Origin of the sequence: Massilibacillus massiliensis (genome assembly GCF_900086705.1) — a bacterium.
In the GTDB taxonomy this organism is placed as follows: domain Bacteria; phylum Bacillota; class Negativicutes; order FLKF01; family FLKF01; genus Massilibacillus; species Massilibacillus massiliensis.
Genome location: NZ_LT575483.1, coordinates 1,509,134 through 1,529,755 on the forward strand (window position 1 = coordinate 1,509,134; position 20,622 = coordinate 1,529,755).

Genomic DNA, 20,622 nt, shown 5'->3' on the forward strand with positions numbered 1-20,622 from the left:
TTTTCACACACTGACTCGTAAGTTAAACAACATTATTATAACAAACTAGCGCTTCTTATTCAAGAAAGTTTAAAAATATCCAATCATACGCAACCAATGATCATCATCATTCATTACATATTCTACACCGACAAAATCATGCAGATTATATCGAATTGCAAATTCATTCAATTGGGTTTTCGGTGTATGTTCAAATCTAAGAATCCACTTATTTGCAACTTTTTGCTTTGCCCACAAGATGGATGCCTTTTGATCCATATCATATTTAAAACCTAACTGCATTTGCGGTGTTATATCATGCGCTAATCCCGGAAGAAATATCCATTTTACTTTATGCGGCAAGAAATCAACTTCCGCAAAAATTTCATTTTGTCTAGAAATCATTCTCCCGGCATGAAGTTTCAACGATGTATTATCTTCCTCTCGACCAACATCTAAATAACCTTCAAATGCAATGCGATATCGATCGGTTTCAGCACGAATTATGATATCGGTATTGTTTGCGGTCTGCATTTTTATATTCGTTACTACACCGAATTTTTGCAGATTTTTATCCGCATTTAAAACTTTCGTAAGTGCATTTACAAAATAATCCTGATGCCTTTTCACAAAACTGACTGGTAAACCAATCAATTGATCTGATTGTCTTTGAATATATGGTCTAAAATTTAGCAACAATAAATTAGGAATTGTTTCAGAACGCAAGGACAAATTGACATCATGTACGATCGTTCCTTTTGGATACAAGATTAAATGAAGCCTTGTAACATGATCTGCTGTTATATCAAAACTAAAATCATATTCCGGTAAACGTACGGATAAATATTCTGTAAGCGCTATCTTTACTACACTACGTGCCCACTCAACTGCATCAACCGGTAAGCCAATTAAAACATTGTGCACTACACTTTCAATTTCAGCGATATCGGTTAAAATTAAAGTTTTCACCTCTGGCGAAACTTCATTTACCGCAACCTCTACCTTGACTTCTCGAATCACGTCAGACCATGGTGAAACTACTACAACGATATTTGCTGCTGTGTTTGGCGTAATTGTCACAGATTTTACAGAATAACCGACTAAAATTCGGTCAAACACTTCTTGAATTAAGTTCTCATAACTTTCTTTTTTTGTAACAATTTCTTCTACAGGATGTCCAACTAAAACATTATCGCCAATCGTATAGACACTCGCTTGCATCCTTTTCCCAATTCTATCCGGGATTGTTACCCCTTGTTCCGTTTCTACCCTTACCTGCAAAGTGTCAATCAGCTCGGGAATCGCGGCCTGCACTGTAGGTGCTGAACATAAGAACCAGGGAAACAAAGCAAGTGCAAAAATAAAGTTCCGAATGATGCCTCACCTCACCAATTGACCTGCAAATTACAAACAAACCAGGCAGAATTGCCTGGCTTTAAGTCTTGTTAGAAACTGCCTCCAAAACTAAAGTGCGTTCTGCCGCCATCATCGCCTCTACCATAGTCTAAGCGAATCGGACCGATTGGTGTTTCAAGCTGTACCCCAACACCAACACTTGCATGAAGGTCAGGTACGCTGTAACTTCCACTCCAAGCATTACCGAAATCAGTAAATACCGCACCTTTTACTTTACTTGCAATCGGGAAACGATACTCAACTGAACCTAACAATAAATTCTTGCCCTCAAACTGATCATCCTTATAACCACGTAAAGTAGATTGTCCGCCCGCATCAAATTGTGCTGCCTCTGGCATTGAACCCGTAGCATACCCTACAGTTGCCCGTGTTGCAATGACATGCGCACGACCTACTTTGAAATAGTGACGATCGTCAAAAGTATATTTATCATAGTCGAAATCACCACCTGCTAAGCCGGCAAATTCACCACTGATTGAAACCTTTGCACCTTCGGTTGGATTATAGATATTATCACGTGTATCGGTCGTATGCGCAAGTGTGATACTGCGCGTATTACCAAAATTATCATCTAAATATTGTTGATGCGTACCATCACCATAATTGGTATCACCACTGACATGTTCGATATATTTATCCGTACGATTCTTCAGTGTAATATAATTCGTTGAATACTCACTTACCGGACGGCCAAAGGAAAGTTCAAAACCTTTGTATTTTTTATCATAAGTTTCTATGAGGTCACCATCTGTATTGTAATCATCGTATTCATGTGTCATATCATATACACGAACCGTAGCAGAAGTTTGTTTGCTGTCTAACCAAGGTTTTGTATAACTGAATTGATAGCTGTCATAAGAATCCGCATCGCCACCAAATTCAAAATGAACTTTGATCGCATCGCCTGTACCTCTAAAGTTCGTATCACCAACTTCTAAAATACCAACTAAACCATCAGAACTACTATAACCGGCCCCTACAGAAAACGAGCCTGTACGTTTTTCTACAACATCTGTTTCCAGTACCACAGCATTTGGCTCGCGGCCTGGATTTAATTTCATATTTACATCCTCAAAATAGCCTAGATTATAAACCCGCTGCATACTGCGGCGTGCATCTTTTACATTAAAAGCTTCACCTGGTTTTAAGCGCATTTCACGCGTAATTACATGTTCTTTTGTTTTTTCATTGCCTTTTACTTTAAAGCCTTCTAAAACACCTTCATTTATTGTTAAAGTTAAAATACCCTCTTGTGACATAGCCACATCACTGACTTTGGTGAAAATAAAGCCTTGATCATGATAATATGCTTCAACACTGCGTGCATTCGTATTCAAATCTTTTGTATTTAAAATTTCACCTTTTTTTACCGTAAGCATTTCTAAGATTTTCTCAGTCGTTACTTTTGTATTTCCCTGCACGACAATATCTTTTAAGATCGGATTCTCAATGACGGTATAAACAACTTTTACACCTTCAGGAATCTCTTGAAAATTTACGATGATATCAAAGAAATTTCCCATCTCATAAATTGCTTTCATATCTTGCTTAATTGCTTCTTCTGTTAAAATATCGCCTGCTTTTATTTTCGTAACAGCCAATATAGCTTCTTGATTGATTGTTTTATTCCCGGCTACACTCACATTCATGATCGGCTTATTCATATAAGCATTCGTTGGATTCGCAGCAGTTTCTGTTTGTGTCTCGGCAGTTACTTCTTCGGCGAAGACTGGGTGCGTAACTGTTACTAGACTCGTGGTAAGCATTAAAGCACATAAAATGGCTCTATAATTTTTATTCATCTTCACGCATTATCCTCCAATTTCTAATTCATTACTGTCCGCGTAGTGACTTTCCGGCAGCACGCATTAATGTCTGCATTTGGGCTGGCGGTAAGTCTATAGACTCTTCTTTCAATGTTGAAGTCTGATGGATTTTTTCTTCAACATGCACATTTGTTTCTTGTATCGGATTTACTTCCGATATCTCCCGTTTTATAACGGGACTGGCAACTGTGCTTTCAAGCTTTTTTTCTGTCCTTTGCTTGGGTTTATCATCAAGCAAAGGCTTTTCAGTTTTATCCACAATTACCGCTTTGGGTTGTTCTAATTCATTGAATTGAACAATGGCCTCTACCGCTGGTTTTCTATCAATCATACCTAATCCACTAAAACCAACAACTGCAACCAAACCAGCAACACTGGCAGCAAGCATACTGTGAATTAGTCGATTTTTTCTCCGATATTTTTTATTTCTTTCTTTGGACTCTTGTGCACGCTTCAATTCAGCTTGTGCCAACATTAAGTTGAGCTCGCCTCGGATATCTTCTTCCTTATCAAAGGACTCTTCAGCTCTGCCAAGCCACGCTTTTGCGGCTTTCACATGATTCGATATCCGATCTTTTAACTCCGCCATTAGATCACACCCCTAATGTCAATCCTATAGACAATACTATAATCCAAAACAAAGTTCATATTAAAACCAGCTATTTTCAGCCATAAATCAGCAAAATTAAGCAATTTGTATCGTATCCTTTAAAATTCACTTTAAAATGACTATTTTTCACCATTTACCAATGTTTCATCAAATTCGATAACATACCGCGAATTCTTTTTATGCCGCGTTTTTGCAAACGATATATATGGGTAGGACTCAGTGCTAAATCCTCAGCAACCTCTTTTACTTCCTTGTCCTTCATATAAACACTTTGTAAAACCAATTGCTCATTTTCAGGCAATCGATGCATTGCATTTTTTAGCTGTTCAACTAAAAAATTCTGTTCAGCCTGTTTCGCAACAGCCGGTTCTGGATCGACAATATTTTCCTCTAATGTAGTTAAACTGTCATCATTATACATTGTGCTATCTACAGAAGTCAACGCAAAACAACCTTCTTGCTTTAAGAAATTCAGCATACGTCCGCGAATTCGATGCAAGGCATATAAACTAAATGCGACATTGCGTTCATGATCATAATTTTCTACCGCTTCAATAAGTCCAACGGTTCCTTCTTGCACGAGATCCATCATTTGACCGGTAATCTTAAACTGCATTACAGCCTTAAATACAAGGGGTTGATAACTTTCAATTAAAATTTCTCTAGCCTTCATATTCTGCTGCATTTTAAACGATTGCCATAGTTTTTTTTCTTCTTCGTACTGCAGCATTTTTATTTTTTTCAATTCTTTTAAATATGCATCTAGTTCCATTCTATCAACCCCATATTAAAACTTAATCCTGGCTTCTAGGCCAACTGCAGTATTTCTATCTTGGTCAATATCACTGGTCAAGCTGAATCGATGATCAAATTCATAACGAACACCAAATTTATACGCATCATGATCTACACCTGCCGTATATTGCAAGATCGTTTTATCATTTAAATACTTGCCGATTTCTACATTATATACTTCCCGATCCATTGTAGTATTATTGACCGACTGTGCAGACAATGTATCACGCACAATGTTAAATTCATCTACCCCAATTGCCTTGCGAACCATATTTTCAAGCTCATTTAAAAAGCTCATTTGCAAGCCAATATTCAGCATTGAAGTCAATTCATCACGACCAAAACTGTCATCATTATTTTTGCTGTTATAACGACTCCGCAGCGTTAATAATGTCAAAAGTTCCTGTTCATTCATCGCCGGACTAGAACTTAACCGAATATTCATCGCATCTGCCGGTCCATCAATATTCAAATATACTTTTGTACTTTCAAGCCGCGTATCAGCATTTACAGAAAGGGTTGGTAAAAAAGAACCTACTTGATTAAAATAAGCTGTCGCTTCTCTGACTTTGAATGGAGTTTTTAGATAACTAATCGTTCCGCGTTTTGCCTGAAACTCCCCGGAAGTACGCGGATGAATCGTACTGCCCGAGAAATTTGCATATCCCTCAAACCAAATATCATATAAGAAGGAATTATATAAACGAACTTTCTTTCCAGCAGTTACATCAATATCTAAACGAACATGCGGCAACTGCTCTTCGCCTTCGGGAATTGCCGGAATATCCAAAGTGCAATTTTCAAAATTTAAATTGCCGGCAACTTTCGGCACACCTTTATTTTCCGTTAATGTCAATGTCCCTTCCAATGGTCCGGTATAATATTTATTTGCAATCTCTAATTGATCTAATTTAAGTTCAAAATTATAATCTTTTAAACCGTCACCTGTAATTTGACTTGTCCCAAACATTTTATAGGACCCGTTACCCATGACACCCTCAAAGGTTTGCAAATCTATTTTATCATTTAGGAATTGAATATCAAGCACCATTTTTTGGACAGGTTTTGCGAGATCTTTAAATTTAACCGCACCATCCGTTACCGTAATGCTGCCGTTGATCAATGGCTCTGCAATTGTCCCATTCAACGTAATATTTCCTTTCGTCGGACCAATTGCCCACTCAATTTGTTTGCTCAATAACGGTAAAATACTAAGATCCGCTTGATCTAACGATACTTTCAAATCCATTTGTTCTTTTACATCTGCATACTGACCCTTATCTTTGGTGATCGCCGCCAACGGAATGATGCCATAGGCACTTGCTTTATATGATCCTTTATTTACAAGAATCTGCTGCACATTGATAATTCCATTTTGTAATATAAACATTCCATACAAGGAATCAAAGGTTGCTGTATTCACGCCACCACCCTGCACATCAACTGAAACATTGGCATTCGGATTTTCTACTGTACCTGTGATTTGTGCACCAAAATTTAAAAGGCCTTTTGTATCCACATCATAATCTGCCAAACTGGTTAACAAACCAGCGTCAATATTCTGTCCAGCAATTTCAATATCTAAATTTCCGCCCAAATTCATTTTCCCTTGCGCAACCAGGCGGCCATTTCCCTGAACGGCATCAAAACGCGTGATCGTAACCAATTTGTCATCCAAGAAGATATCTAAATCAACACTATCCAACGCATACTTTTTCAGTGACCCATTTTTTAAATTTCCTAACAACCGAACTTTGGGACTGTCTGTCGTCCCTTCTACATGAATATTCCCATTAAGCATTCCATCAATCCAGTTCTGATCTACATTCAAGATTTTTAAAATGGAAGCCAAATTCCCCTGCATTACATCTAAATCACCTTTGATCTGATTTGTAGCTGTATTTATATTTCCCGATAAGCTAAACTTACTTTCCTCTTGTTTAAAATTAAGGGAGTTCAATTTCAATATATGGTGATCAAAATTAATTTTTCCATCAATCGCCTTTAATTCTTGCCCATTAAAGGTAACAGCATCCGCAGTCAAATGTCCGTTAAAAATCGGTTCGTTGACATTGCCCTGTAAACTTCCGACAAATTTTGCCTTTCCTTGTACCGGATAAGGCAGCTGCAAACGAAGTTTATCCAGTTGAATATCATCTGCAACGATCTGAAAATCAAGATCTTCATTCGCTTTTAATATACCGCTTAATTTAACATGTAAACTCGGTGCACTAATGACGAAATCTTTTAATTCGGTTTGTCCGTTTTTACGCACATAACGCCCTGTTGCACTCGTTAATAAAATTTTTCGGAAACTGCCTTCATGGAACCGCAGCTCACCTTCTGCATTAATATCATCCAAAGTCCCAGTGATCGTGACGTCATTATCTACATTCCCAGTAATATCTTCATTTGGGAATAACAATTTTGCTATATTTTCCATTCTTGCTTGTCTGGATAAGACAGTCAGGTTCAATCCATGAGAACCCGTTAATCCAATACTGCCATTGATTTCATGCTTTGACACACCATCAAGCAAATCAACATGATGCATATATAATTGGTTTCCGTTCACCGTAATATTGCCTTTTGCAACTTCGAAGGGTTGATAGAAAGCATTTCCGTTAGAAGCTAAGAAATTTGCCTGAACCGCTGGTGATGCGAATGTTCCTGAGATTTTCCCTGTAAAATCTGCCACTCCATTTAAGAGGATGTCTGGATATAAATCACTGACTTGCTGCAAACCAACGCCTGAACCATAAAAAGCTAAAGCTAAAGCTTGGCCATTCACTGCACCTTCTGCACTAATTTTCCCTTCATTTAAAGCTACATTGGCATAATCAATCGCAATACGGTCTCCTTGTTTATAAAAACTTGTATCCAGTTGTTTAAATCCAATCCCCTGATAACTTCCATCGGTAATTCCTAAGTTTCCATACACGACAAGGTTATCATCTATTGTTGTCCCTTTACCTGAGATGACAACATCCGCCTCTCCTTGTCCTGTCATTTCAGGAATATACTGCTTTAAATCATGCAGCGCAATCTGCTTTACTTTCGCCTGCAAATTATACGCTTGCGTATCCGTATCGACTTGCCCCTGCAAATTAAATGTTCCGCCAAACGCAGAACCCGTCGCCTGCTCTACAAATAAAATATGATTTGCAAACTTCAATTTTGTTTTTACATCATGAATCTTATAGTCATATACAGTGCCATCAGCGACATCAAACGCACCGCTTATTACGGGGTTATCAAATTCACCATGAATATTTGCTTGGAAAGCGATCGGCCCCTTGAGTGGAAACTCGTTTAAAACTTTACTCGCATCAAACCCTTTTGAGCTCAATTGCAAATTGACTAAAGGCTTAACGACATCAAGATTTGTTGTACCTCTTAAAACAATTGGCTGCTCAGCAATTTTGCCGCGGCTAAATACGCGTACCTCTTTTTCATTGAAAAGCAACAATCCATCAATTTGATCAATGACTGTGCCCTCTACATCCACACTGCCACCTAAAATCACAGTCTCACCTGTGAATTCATATGCATCATTTACCTTTAAAACAGTCATATCCAGTTGTTTTAAATTCCCCTTCTGCACCTGAATCGCCATATTATCCGGTAAAAATTCCAAATAATTTTCTAAATCAATATCTTTTGCCTTTACGCTGACAGCTTGCCGCTCGCCACCCAAAGTTCCCGATACATCTAAATTTGCTCCATTATGTTCCACCGAAATAGCCATAGCAATCGATGGCTGGCTAACAAAATCCAAACTTCCATTTACATTTTCTAAACGGAGTGTTTTTTGATCAGCACTTAATTTTACAACGGAGTTTTTCAGCTCTACTTTTCCTTTAAAATCATGTGAACTACGCTCGCCCGATAACAGCTCTTCATAATTCCACTTACCATCCTCGTCTTGTATAAGACTTAAAAATGCAGCATCGACCGTTACTCTGTCAATGGTTTGCACAATAGACTTTCCTCGTATCATATCAAACGGGCTGAACGCAATATCCACATTCTTCGCACTGGCCAAAACGTCGCCATTTTTCGTATAAAGCGTAATATCATCCACCGCTATTTTTGTCGGTGATTTTATTTGTACAGACGCAATGTCGATCTTCGTATTGATCGTCTTTGTAATTTCCGATGACAAGATCGCTGCCGACTCTGTCATAAAAGATTGACTCTTTATCCACCAGAAAACGCCAACGCCAATGATAAAAATGAAACCTACAATTACGATGAATGCCTTACGCCCCATACAACTATCCTCCAACTTAAATATCTGCAAACATATATTTTGCTTTATTTCGCCATCAGCGTATCTACTTCCTGTAATTAAAATTTACCATTCTACCAAATGAATACTATTTTAAACTACTACAATTTGAAAATTCTTTGAATATAACAAAACAAGACTGCTACAACACTTTGTAACAGCCCTGTTTTACGAAAATTTATTCTACCGCGATCCCCATTGCTTTGTCTAACGATGCTTTGCTTGTATTATAGTCGTATAATGCAGCAATATAATTATTCTGCGCCTGTGTCAAAGCAACCTGCGCATCCATTACATCAAGATTTGTACCTACGCCGGCACTATAACGCACTTGCGCAATTTTTAAATCTTCTTGTGCCTTCTCTACCGTCACTTGACTTGTTTGAATCCGCTTCTCAGATTCTATCATATTCAAATAAGCTTGACGTACCTCTAACTGAATTGCATCTTGGGTCTGTTTTGCTGTTTCTACACTTTTCAATACGCCGGCTTCTGCACTTTTAATATTTGATCTTGTTACATTGCCGTCAAAAATATTCCAGCTTGTTGTCAAGCCTACACCCCAGCCATTATCTTCCGTGCCGGCAAATTCATCATCTGCCCATTTTTTATTCGCTTCCAATACTACACTCGGTCTTTGGTCAGCTTTGGCAACATTTACACTTTCTTTTGACATCTCAATTGCTTTTTGTGCAGCGATCCCATCCGGACGATTTGCAAGCGCATAAGCAACACTGTCATCTAAAGAAACTTCATATTTTTGATACTTTAAGGTATCTTGAATGTTGACCTTAGTGTCTAGCGGTAACCCAACTACATTATTAAATGTCGACATTGCCAAATCATAACTATTCTTTGCTTTAATCAAAGTCTGTTCTGCATCTGCCAATTCAACTTCTGAACGAAGAACATCAGATTTTGCAACCGTCCCCACAGCATATTGCGCTTGTACATTATTTAAATGCCCCTTTAAGGTGTTGACAGACTCTTCACTGACTTTTACAACATCAGCAGATTGCAAAATATTAAAATAGTTCGTTGTTACATCTAACTTAACTTTTTGCTTTGTATTTTCCAGTGACAAATCACTGACTTCCGTATTCAGTTTTGCTCTGTTGATCGTACCTTCAAGCTTGCCGCCTGTATAAACACGCCAAGAAGCCCCTACTTTATTCCCAAAAGAATTTGAGGTGAAAAAGTTGTTTGTCGAAGAATTCAAGTTTTTCGACCGGCCGTCTGTATGCACGAAATCAATGGAAACATTTTTCCCACCTTTTGCCGCTGCTAAATCAGCCTTAGCACCTTCTTGTTCAGCGCTGGAAATTTTAATGCTTTGATTATTGTTCAATGCCATTTCAATACTTTCTTCCAAGGTTAAATCCACCTCGTTAGCAAAAGCTGTAACGCTGGTTAAACTTAACAATCCACATAGAATCATCGCAGTCAAATTTTTCTTAAAACTATATCTCATCATGATTAATTTTCCTCCTAAGCTTAACGAATCTGACTACACAGTCAAATTTCATAATTTATTATATTCTTTATCGATTTAGGTGTCAACCAAAATGATCCTCAAAACGATTGTCGCATACCCACAAAGGATTGTCGATCATCGCTTTTATTAATCCCGTCCGTTTCACCAACGATAAAAGTTTTTGGCGCTACTTCATATTCTGCTCTTAGCTTTACACGAACGTCGTTAGGATCATAGGCATCTACTGACATCTTAAAATCCTGATTAATTTTTGTATCTAATCCAATACCGGCTTTACTGTTGATAACGCCTACTCGTCCTGTAAATTTATCACTGCCTGAACCAATCTGCAAGTTCGTTTTATTGCTTTCACCAATATCGTTTACCCCGACTAGAATAAAATCATTTGGCGACGTATGAAGTTTTACATCTGCATTGGCTTTATATTGATCATCTCCCGCACTGTAAAGAATTTCTGCACTCGTTTGTGCCTTCATACTCGATACCTGCTGCATCATACGATCTGCTTTCTCGCTGACACCTCGCGCATTACGCAGTGTAACTTTTAAATTTTCTGCAGTCTCTGGATCGGTAACAAACGATTCAACAGAAACAGCCATATGTTCTATACGTTTACTCGTCGCATTCAAGTTGGCAATGGCCTGTCTTAAATCAGTTGCTGTCTGTCCGTCATTATCCAAGTTTGCAAGCATCTGGTCAACACGAGCAGCAGCACGCATCATACTGCCTGACATCAGATTTAAATTTGTCACCATCGCTTTTACATCCTGCTCATTATTGATTGCCATACGCGCCATAACCATACTCATTTGATTTAAATTTGCAGTTAATTCTTTTATATTGACCGCCGAATCAATCATCGCATTTTGTACGCGTTCATCACCAAAAATTTTATTTAATGATTGCACTAATTTTTGAATATCCAATAAAACACTGTCCGCGGTAACTAGTAATCGATCCAAACCCTGCTGATCTTTTCCGCTGACCACATCGCCTGCTTTCAAAAAGTTTCCCGTTTCTGCGCCAGGAGAGATACTAATATATTTTTCTCCCATAAGGCCATCTGCTCCGATACTAATCAAAGCAGTATCCGGAATCTTAACATCGTGGTGAATCAGCAATCGCACTTTTGCTCCATCGGGCTCCGCACGAACTTCATCTACTTTACCTATATCTACACCAGCATACCGGACAAGATTTCCCGGTTTCAATCCATTGACCTCATTAAAAACAACATTGACAGGATATCCCTTATCGCTCATCCCCATACCGCCAAATTGCAGTACTACATAAAGGAAGAGCGCCAGTCCAGCAATGGTAAATGCACCGACTTTAGCTTCTGTTGTCATCTTTGCCCCTCCTTAGACTGCCTTTCGATCCATAAATAAATTCTTTCACGATTGGGTTTTTTGTATTTTTCATCTCATCAACATTTCCAAGTGCAATGATCTGCCCTTCATGGATCATGGCAATGCGATCGGCAATATGAAACGCACTTTCCATGTGATGTGTCACAACAACAGAAGTAACGCCTAACATCTTTTGCGTATGCACAATCAAACTGTCAATTTTCGCTGTCATAATTGGGTCAAGACCTGCACTTGGCTCATCATATAAAACAATATCTGGCTCAAAAGCAATCGCCCGTGCCAGACTAACCCTTTTCTTCATCCCACCAGACAGTTCATTTGGCATATAGTTTTCATAGCCTTCTAAATCTACCATTTTCAATTTTTCATGAACCTTTGCTGCAATTTCAGCTTCACTTAATTTTTGATGTTCCCTCAGTCCAAAGGCAACATTTTCACCAACAGTCATTGAATCAAATAAAGCGGAATATTGAAATACCATGCCCATTTGCAGCCTAACCTGATCAAGCGCGCTTTCACCTAATTTTGATAACTCCGTATCATTGATCCAAATTTCTCCTTTAGTCGGCCTCAGCAATCCAATCATCAGACGCAGTAACGTACTTTTACCGGATCCGCTTGCACCGATAACAGCTAGTGTTTCACCTTTTTCTATTCCTAAATTAATATTTTTCAGAATTTTTTTCTCTTTAAACTCCATATCTACATTCACTAATTTAATCACACCAGCACCTCTAGCGATACAAAATCAACGATAAGAAACAGTTAGAAATAAAAATAATAACAATCGAAATAACAACAGATCCCGTGGTGGCTTGTCCAACACCAACAGCTCCATCCGGGGCGTTCAAGCCTTTATAGCAACCAACGATCGCAATCACTGCACCAAAGAAAACCGCTTTGATTAATCCGCCTGTAATATCATGCAATACAGTAAAGTTAAGAATCGATTGTATATAAGTTACCGAATTGATCCCCGCATAGAAAGTAGCAACTAAATAACCGCCGATCGTACCAACCACATCAGCAAACACAACCAAAATCGGCAAGGTCAGCATACAAGCAATCAAGCGTGGAATGACCAAATACCCTACCGGATTTGTCGCCATCACTCTTAGCGCATCAATTTGTTCTGTAACTTTCATCGTACTAATTTCTGCAGTAATCGCAGCACCAACACGCCCGGCAGCAACCACGCCTGTCAAAACAGGTCCGAGCTCACGTCCCATTGCAATCGCTACAACACCACCAACCGTCGATTGCGCACCATATTTAATAAATTCTTGCGCTGTCTGCAAAGTAATAACCATTCCTGTAAATAAAATCATAAGTAATACAATCGGCAGCGTATCCACACCTAAATGTGCCATCTGCACCAATATATGTTTTATTTTAGGCGGCTTTTTAAGTTGACAGAAAACTTCATAGATAAGCAGTACTACCGCACCAAAAGCTTCCATAGATGCGATCACACTACGGCCAACTTTTTCCAAGTAACCAACCATATTTACATTTTCTCCCTCACCCAATATAAAAATATGCAAATTATAATAGTAAATATTAGTGTACTATTTTTATTCTATATTTTTCGTCAATTCCCTGCAACTTTTGGCAAGTTTTATTACTTTTCTTGTCAACAGAGTAAAACGCAGATAGACTGCGGACAAGTGATGTATACTCTTATGCAGCTGTAGCATTAAAATTTTACTCATAAATGCTGAATGTATCATGTAACGCATAAATGTCCTTTTGTCATCGACACAAAAGGACCAAAAAGTCTAGGCCTCAAACCTCCAAAATACTTAAAAAAAGATCAACTTACTAAAATCCTTAACTCGCTTCGCTCAGACAAACGGATTTCTTAACGTAAGTTGATCTTTTTTCATCCTTCGGAACGTATTTTTCCGGAAAAGGCCAGGTACGAAAACATTCGGGGTGCCGTTTAATACGACACTCCACACAGTGGGCATCTAATCATCTTTCAACAGCTGACAGCCTACTTTTACGCCAATTAAATCGGCATATAAATTTGCATAGCTTGTTCAAATTATGTCTGATTGCTCTGCTATTTTGCTGACTGTACATTCACGGATGTTTGTACAAAATTATCAATAATATACTCAGTCGCAAATTTCGTATTTTTCATTTCTTTATTTGTGTCCTTAACTTCGTGACCTACATTCTTACTTCTATCCACTGCAACAGGATGTACCGTTTCAGCCTGCATTTCCTGCTCATTTGGTACGATCGCCTGTTCTACAATGATTTCATTGTTTTTATTTGCTTCCATAAATTCTTGTATTGTTTTATCTAATGGCTTATTTTTTTCCTCTTGCATTCCAAGTTCCATAATACCTTGCTGCTGCATGAGAAGCTGCATGATTGGAACCAGCCCTCCACCGCGCACCTCTAATGCCATCATTCCTGGTGCCTGATATTTAGGTACAGTATAAGGAACTACAACCACAACTTCATCTGAACGATACGGTTTTAACTTAACGGCAAGATTTACTTTTTCACCTGGTTTTACAACCGGTTTATCTGGTACTACTTCAAGGATTGATGCAGTCTTTCTCGCTTGTTCAATCTCAATATTCACTTTTACGCTAAATATATCGACTTCATTTAAATTATTACTGCACAATAAATCCATCGCTTGGAAAACTTCGCCAATCGCTAATTTGCCGACTTCTTGTGGATTATAGTACATATTATCTCTTTTCAAAACACCATCAGACAGTGCACTTGATAAAATCTCAAAGCTTACTTTAGCTGTACCTTCCCCAGTACGATCGATCGTTTTATCAATCGCATTATAAACCATCGTTGCCGTAAGTGTTGATGCCAACTGTTCGTCATACGCGATTTGCATTGTGTAACGTTTCGTTGTATTGAGCTGCTTATCCGTTACACGAACTTCCAGTGGAATTACACTTGGATACTTACCGAGTTTTCCAGCAATAGCAGAAGTTCGATCCTGCTGAATAACACCAACCAAATTGCCTGGAACACCAATTTTAAATCCGGTGTTTAACCCGCTAGCTGTACCAATGATATTCGCATCCGTCATAAAATAGTTGACATTCCCTTTCCGTAAAAACGGGTGACCAAAAGCCAAAACTTTCCCATCTTCTACAGCAGTTACAGTGCCAATTGCAGCTAAACTGAAATCACCACGCACCAACTGCGCACCAATTGAACTTCCCGGTTCAATTGTAACAGGTGCAAAATTACCTTGCGCACTAGCGGCCGCATAAGGAACCATATCAAATGGTTCTAATTTTTCCGTCAACAGTGCAAGCGCACCATCACTCAATCCAGCCGCCATAATAGGTGTCGCAAGCGCTTTTTCTTTGGACTCCTCTTTAACTGTCACAGAATCTTCTTTTGATTCATAACTTTTTAGAACTTCTTTTAAATTTACTTGTTTAATTTTTCTACCACTTACTTCCGGCATATCCCAAAGTTTCAACATATCGGCAATCGGTGTTATCAGGCAGGTACGATTATCAATATCTTTCCAGCCGCCAGATACAGCGCCAATGAGCTTTCCATCAATATAAACCGGACTGCCACTCATCCCCTGCAGTACACCGCCAGTTTTATCAATTACCGCACCCGATGCTTTCGCCAAAATCCGGCCTTCACTCGCATCACTTTCTTGCACCACACCGATAATTTCAATATCAAATGTATCAATCTTTGTTCCTTGAATCACTGTTTTCGCAATTCCCTGCATACCTGGTAGTACTTGGTCTGCTGTCATAATCTCTGGAGCAGCACTTACACTACTGAGAGGTAATAGCAAAAGCGCGAAAAGTATAAACAAAGTTTCCCTCATCCATCGCAATAAAAATTCATCCTTTCTCTATCGTGCTTCAATGCGAGCTACAACGTCGCCACTATTTATTTTACTCCCTTTTTGCACTGTAATTTCTCTTATAATTCCTGCTGTTGTTGCTCTAGCTGCAGTAGCTGACCCAGCAAGCGTAGTAACACGCACAAGTTCAGTTCCTTCACTTACAGTCGTTCCAACTGCAATTGTCGATACAACTTCTCCTGATAGTACCGACCGCTGTTCTATTAAAGAGCTAGCTGTTGCTTTCCAAACCCCAGTAACAGTCAATAACAATACAACAAGAATGATCCATGTCTTTTTTTGGAGCATCGAATTCTACCCCCTTAATATAAAATCTTGCTATGCATTCATTATAACCTATTACAAATGAATAGCAAGCGGATTCTTCCTATTTTGATAAAACTACCAGCGCTGCTCCGATACTGCGTTCTCTTCCGTCAGATGGTTTATTGATTACTTCATTCTCAATGACCATCTCACTTGAGCCGCCGCCATCAAAATTAACTGCGTCAACTGCGCCCATTTCCTTCATCAACAATGCCATTTCTTTTAAAGTACACCCGATGCTATGGCTCTGCCTACCATCTACAACGCCTAAAATAACGTGCCCGTCTTTCGTTATGCCAACAGCACTACGAGGAGCTCTTCCACTTGCGACATCCGGACCAAATTGTTCTTCCTCTACAGTTACATTCAAACTATTATTCTTTAATAATAATGGGCCAACTCCCATAATTTCCGGTACATTGTTCCAAACAGGGCCCAAATCCTCCCGAATCTTAAGAACATCGCCAACCTTTACGTCAGCTAACTTTTCCATACTAGTTCCATGCACAGATACAACAACAGTTCCTTCCTCGAGTGGAGAATCATTTTGACGTATTGCAATCACTCGATCATTTTTCACGATGTATTCATTTCCATACTCATTTGTTTTTGTACTGTCATCATAGTAAGCGTTGTAGAGTGTCAAATTATTTTCACCGCGTTCACAATTCACACCAGATACGGGAATCGATGTTCCATTTGCTAAAGTGACAGTCCCAGAATAGTTCACCTGCCCAATCATTGGCTTTCCATCGGCTTTTACCCCAAATGCACCGCGTGCAAGGTACGTTGTACTGACAATCTTATTATGCATCTTTGTCAAACCAATAATTTCTCCATTGGTTGCAAAATAAGATGAATTTATTGCTGCCAAAGCATTGGCGGAACTTGCAATTGAGCTTAAAACTTCACGACCGGCAATTTTACCATTTGCAAGCATCGGCTGAAGCTTAAAGTTTGCTTGACCGTCAATCGCTAAAAAATTGGCTGTAAGCATTCCCTTTTCATTGCTTCTAAGTAAAGTAATATGCTCCACTCCGGGTGCAATTTGATCTACTAATTTTTGATTAAAATTTTTGATTATATCTATGTAAATGCGATTTGGATTTGCTAATTGATTAACTTTATAAAGCACGTTATGTTTTAAATGAATCGTAACCCTAAATGTGGTCTTATTGATATCTTTAAATGTAACATCTTGTACCAAAGTATCTTTGATCGGCAATTCTTTCAGAGATGTTTTATTGATTGTACTCGGCATATCAATCACAATACTCGTCCCGTTATTTGCCGTCACTACTTTATATTCAGGAATCGAATCTACATCAAAAACGATTCTGACCGCCTCAGCACTTTGGCTGGAACGTATTCCACTTACATTCGTTGATAATTTTGCCGCAAAAGCAATTTGTGAAATAAGTAATAACATCATCACAAACAGGCCAACGCGTCTCACTAAATTTTTCATCTTTATCTACACTTCCTACTGCTTATTATAGAAAAAAAGCCAGGCTGCACGGAGCCTGGCAGGTATTATTAAATTAAATTGCACCTAAATCATTTTTAGGTTTGGCCTTCATACTCATCGACAATTGCTTGTAAATCATATTTCCAAGGCCAATTCCTCCTGCATTTGCCATGTTTTTGGTCAATTCTGTATCTAACATGGATTGCATAATTTTTTCGCCACTTGATTCCCCGATCAGAGAATTCTCGGGAATCGTATCACGCATTTGCGTATACATGTAATTTAGAAACAGTGCCTCAAACTCCTTGCACGTTGCTTTTAACTTTGCATCATCTGCTGCTGTTGCTGCATTTTCAGTAGCTTTTTCCAAGGTTTTGGAAAAAGCCCCATCTGCATTATGTTTTGCCGAAGCGTATTGATTTATGATATTTTCCGAGGAAACGTTATCAATTTGCATATGATTCACCTACATTTAGATAATTTCTAAGTCTGCATGAAGTGCCCCTGCAGCTTTAATGGCCTGCAAAATGGAAATAATATCACGCGATGTTGCCCCAACAGCATTCAACGCGCCTACAACATCACTTACATTTGCCGTTGCCGGAAGTACAATCGTATGTGCTTTTTCTTCATCTACATTTACATCTGTATTCTTCGTTTCAACCGTTTCTCCCATACTAAATGGCGGCGGTTGATTTACATCTGTATTCTTTGTAACGCTTATATTTAAGCTACCTTGGGCAATTGCAACTTCATCAACCGCAATATTGCCACCCATAACAATCGTTCCTGTTCGTTCATTGACAACAACTTTTGCGATATTATCCGGTGTTACATATAAATCTTCAATATTGGCAACAAAACCAACCACATCATTTTGATACATATAAGGAACTGTAATATCGATTCTGCCTGGATTACTGGCAGTTGCAATGCCACCATATTGAGAATTAACGGCATTGGCTATTCTTGTTGCTGTCGTAAAATCAGCTTTCCGCAAAGACAAAGTAATCATTCCGTTAGAAGCCAGATTCGTTTCTACACTACGTTCGACAATACCGCCATTCGGTGTAATGCCCACGGTAGGGAAATTCTTCTGTACGGAAGTCCCACCACTGCCGGCAGCAAACCCTCCTGTAGATACCGCACCTTGCCCAACAGCGTAAACTTGTCCGTTCGCCGCCTTTAATGGCGTTTGCAAAAGCGTCCCACCTTGAATACTTTTTGCATCGCCCATCGAGGATACAGTAATATCAATTGTATCGCCCTCTCTTACGAAAGGCGGCAATTGTGCTGTAACCATAACTGCCGCGACATTTTTTGTCTTAAGCTGCGCCGTCGATATGGATACACCAAATTCTTTTAACATATTACTCACAGATTGCAGTGTTTCCAGTGTTTTATTGGAATCACCAGTTCCTGCTAAGCCAACCACTAAGCCATATCCGACCAATTGGTTGGAACGAACGCCCTGCACTTTTGCAATGTCTTTGATTCTTGTGCTCACTGTACTCGATGCTGCGAAGGCTGATGTAATCAACGAACCAAACACGAATAAAAAGGTCATTGCCGCAATAAACTTACGCATACTAAGCCTCCACTAAAATAAGATATTAAATACTTGTGTTAAAATACCTTGACGCTGTTTTGCATTCAACGGACCTTTACCATCGAATTTCAACTGTGCATCAGATACTAAAGATGATAATACGGTGTTATCCGCGGTAACATCATCTTTACGAACAATCCCAGTAATCGTAATTTTATGTTCATCCTTGTTTTGGATGATACTTTGAGTTCCTGAAATCACCATATTTCCATTTGGTTTCACTTCAACGACCTGCACGGTAATCTTACCAGTTACTCGATTCGTATTACTTAAACTGCCGTTTGCTTTAAAAGAATCAGACTGACTCGCACTTGCTGCCGCTAAAAAATGAAAAATTCCCGTTCCTGCCGACAACTCATTACTGCCAGATTTTGAATTGCTTGCGCTGTTTGATTTCGATGCCGACGAACTTTCATTAATAATGATCGTAAGTGAATCACCGACTGCTCTCGCTTTGCGATCAGCAAAGAGACTTACGGAATTATAATCTTCCGACCAAAGGGAAGCCTCGCTTGCATGAACGCTCATCGCATTGCTTGCCAGTACAGCGAAACTAACAAGCAATACTCCCAATAATTTATTTAAGTTTCTCACGAAAATCACCTACCTTTTATGAGTTAAAACCTCAACAGTAGAACTATCTATTACCTTACCACTTACAATTTTATTTGAATTTACATTTTTAACACGAATAAAACTGCCTTCTCTGCCATCTTGCAATGCCTGTCCATCTACTTTAACAACGATCCCATTTATATTCGACACGATATTTACCATTGCCATTCGCTTTATGATAACCGGTTTTTCTAACATATTTTTGCTAAGCGGCGTACCATCTTGCAGTACCCGCTTCGTCACCAGACCAATGACTTGATCAATGTCAGTGATATACCCTGGCTCAAGCTTACTCGTATCAGAATTCTCTAAACGAACATCTTCTTTTGTTAAAATATACTTTCTTGGTAAAGTTCGATTGATGACAACGACCTTTTCATAAGAACGCACTTTAAAGCGAATATTTGACTTATTATATAGGTAATCATTAATATAAATATTCACAATCGCATTTGTCGGTGCATTATATCGGATTCCATACGGCAAATCCACTCTAAAGCTCAAATTTCCATCCGGTGCTATTACTGCGTTCGGAATACTCATATGATCGATATGAAATATCTTTGCAGTTCCAATTTGTTCTTTAATATAATCTTCAGCAAATGCAATAAGCATATCAGCTGATATGCTTTGCGCTTTTGTTGTTACAATGACAGGCTGCTTGATCTGCCATGTAATATCAGTATAATCTCCACCAGCCGCCGACAATCGCATTCCCAACAATTCATTCGTAAATACAACACTATTGCCTGGACTTGCAGCGTTTCCAATCTTTAGAGATTTTAACGCAGCAACTCGATCAAGATTATCTCCTGAAATTACCGCAATATCACCAAGTAAAATATCAGGACCAACAATTTCCACCGTATCATATGTATTGACTTCAATTGGTGAAGCTATCACCAGACGAAACGATAAATAAAAGCTTACCGCCAAGGCCAGCAATATTTTTCTTACCATAA

16 protein-coding genes are annotated in these 20,622 nt (G+C 38.8%); all 16 read right to left on the reverse strand.

Going from position 1 to position 20,622, the window contains the following annotated elements:
• Positions 1-69 precede the first annotated feature (69 nt).
• Complete coding sequence (locus tag BN6559_RS07395; protein WP_199883827.1) at positions 70-1,260, reverse strand: hypothetical protein; 1,191 nt, start codon at positions 1,258-1,260, stop codon at positions 70-72.
• A 164-nt stretch (positions 1,261-1,424) separates the two neighbouring features.
• Entirely contained in the window at positions 1,425-3,197 is a 1,773-nt protein-coding gene (locus BN6559_RS07400; RefSeq protein WP_234407903.1) for a BamA/OMP85 family outer membrane protein, read from the reverse strand.
• Between the two features lie 31 nt (positions 3,198-3,228).
• Entirely contained in the window at positions 3,229-3,810 is a 582-nt protein-coding gene (locus BN6559_RS07405) for a hypothetical protein (RefSeq protein WP_110954121.1), read from the reverse strand.
• A 154-nt stretch (positions 3,811-3,964) separates the two neighbouring features.
• Entirely contained in the window at positions 3,965-4,603 is a 639-nt protein-coding gene (locus BN6559_RS07410) for a sigma-70 family RNA polymerase sigma factor (protein WP_110954122.1), read from the reverse strand.
• A 15-nt stretch (positions 4,604-4,618) separates the two neighbouring features.
• Complete coding sequence (locus BN6559_RS07415) at positions 4,619-8,899, reverse strand: translocation/assembly module TamB domain-containing protein (RefSeq protein WP_110954123.1); 4,281 nt, start codon at positions 8,897-8,899, stop codon at positions 4,619-4,621.
• Positions 8,900-9,095: 196 nt separating this feature from the next.
• Positions 9,096-10,391, reverse strand: coding sequence for a TolC family protein (locus BN6559_RS07420; RefSeq protein ID WP_199883828.1), 1,296 nt, complete (start codon positions 10,389-10,391; stop codon positions 9,096-9,098).
• A gap of 98 nt (positions 10,392-10,489) precedes the next feature.
• Positions 10,490-11,761, reverse strand: a complete 1,272-nt coding sequence (locus BN6559_RS07425) for an MlaD family protein (RefSeq protein ID WP_110954125.1) — start codon at positions 11,759-11,761, stop codon at positions 10,490-10,492.
• Positions 11,745-12,506 (reverse strand): ABC transporter ATP-binding protein, encoded by a 762-nt coding sequence (locus tag BN6559_RS07430; RefSeq protein WP_110954126.1) that lies wholly within the window; start codon positions 12,504-12,506, stop codon positions 11,745-11,747. Before BN6559_RS07430 ends, BN6559_RS07425 begins: the two co-directional genes overlap by 17 nt.
• A 10-nt stretch (positions 12,507-12,516) precedes the next feature.
• Positions 12,517-13,287, reverse strand: a complete 771-nt coding sequence (locus BN6559_RS07435) for an MlaE family ABC transporter permease (RefSeq protein WP_110954127.1) — start codon at positions 13,285-13,287, stop codon at positions 12,517-12,519.
• 560 nt (positions 13,288-13,847) lie between these two features.
• Positions 13,848-15,611: a SpoIVB peptidase S55 domain-containing protein gene (locus BN6559_RS07440; RefSeq protein WP_199883829.1), complete on the reverse strand. Its 1,764-nt coding sequence runs from the start codon at positions 15,609-15,611 to the stop codon at positions 13,848-13,850.
• Between the two features lie 39 nt (positions 15,612-15,650).
• Positions 15,651-15,950 (reverse strand): HlyD family secretion protein, encoded by a 300-nt coding sequence (locus tag BN6559_RS07445; RefSeq protein WP_110954129.1) that lies wholly within the window; start codon positions 15,948-15,950, stop codon positions 15,651-15,653.
• Positions 15,951-16,029: 79 nt separating this feature from the next.
• Positions 16,030-17,436, reverse strand: coding sequence for a phosphodiester glycosidase family protein (locus BN6559_RS07450; RefSeq protein ID WP_110954130.1), 1,407 nt, complete (start codon positions 17,434-17,436; stop codon positions 16,030-16,032).
• A gap of 73 nt (positions 17,437-17,509) precedes the next feature.
• Positions 17,510-17,893, reverse strand: a complete 384-nt coding sequence (locus tag BN6559_RS07455) for a rod-binding protein (RefSeq protein ID WP_110954131.1) — start codon at positions 17,891-17,893, stop codon at positions 17,510-17,512.
• Positions 17,894-17,908: 15 nt separating this feature from the next.
• On the reverse strand, positions 17,909-19,024 hold the full coding sequence (locus BN6559_RS07460; protein ID WP_110954132.1) for a flagellar basal body P-ring protein FlgI: 1,116 nt from the start codon (positions 19,022-19,024) through the stop codon (positions 17,909-17,911).
• A 12-nt stretch (positions 19,025-19,036) separates the two neighbouring features.
• The gene (locus tag BN6559_RS07465) at positions 19,037-19,639 is read right to left on the reverse strand and encodes a flagellar basal body L-ring protein FlgH (protein WP_199883830.1); all 603 of its coding nucleotides are present in this window, start codon (positions 19,637-19,639) and stop codon (positions 19,037-19,039) included.
• A 9-nt stretch (positions 19,640-19,648) separates the two neighbouring features.
• On the reverse strand, positions 19,649-20,620 hold the full coding sequence (gene flgA / locus BN6559_RS07470) for a flagellar basal body P-ring formation chaperone FlgA (RefSeq protein ID WP_110954133.1): 972 nt from the start codon (positions 20,618-20,620) through the stop codon (positions 19,649-19,651).
• Between the last annotated feature and the right edge of the window lie 2 nt (positions 20,621-20,622).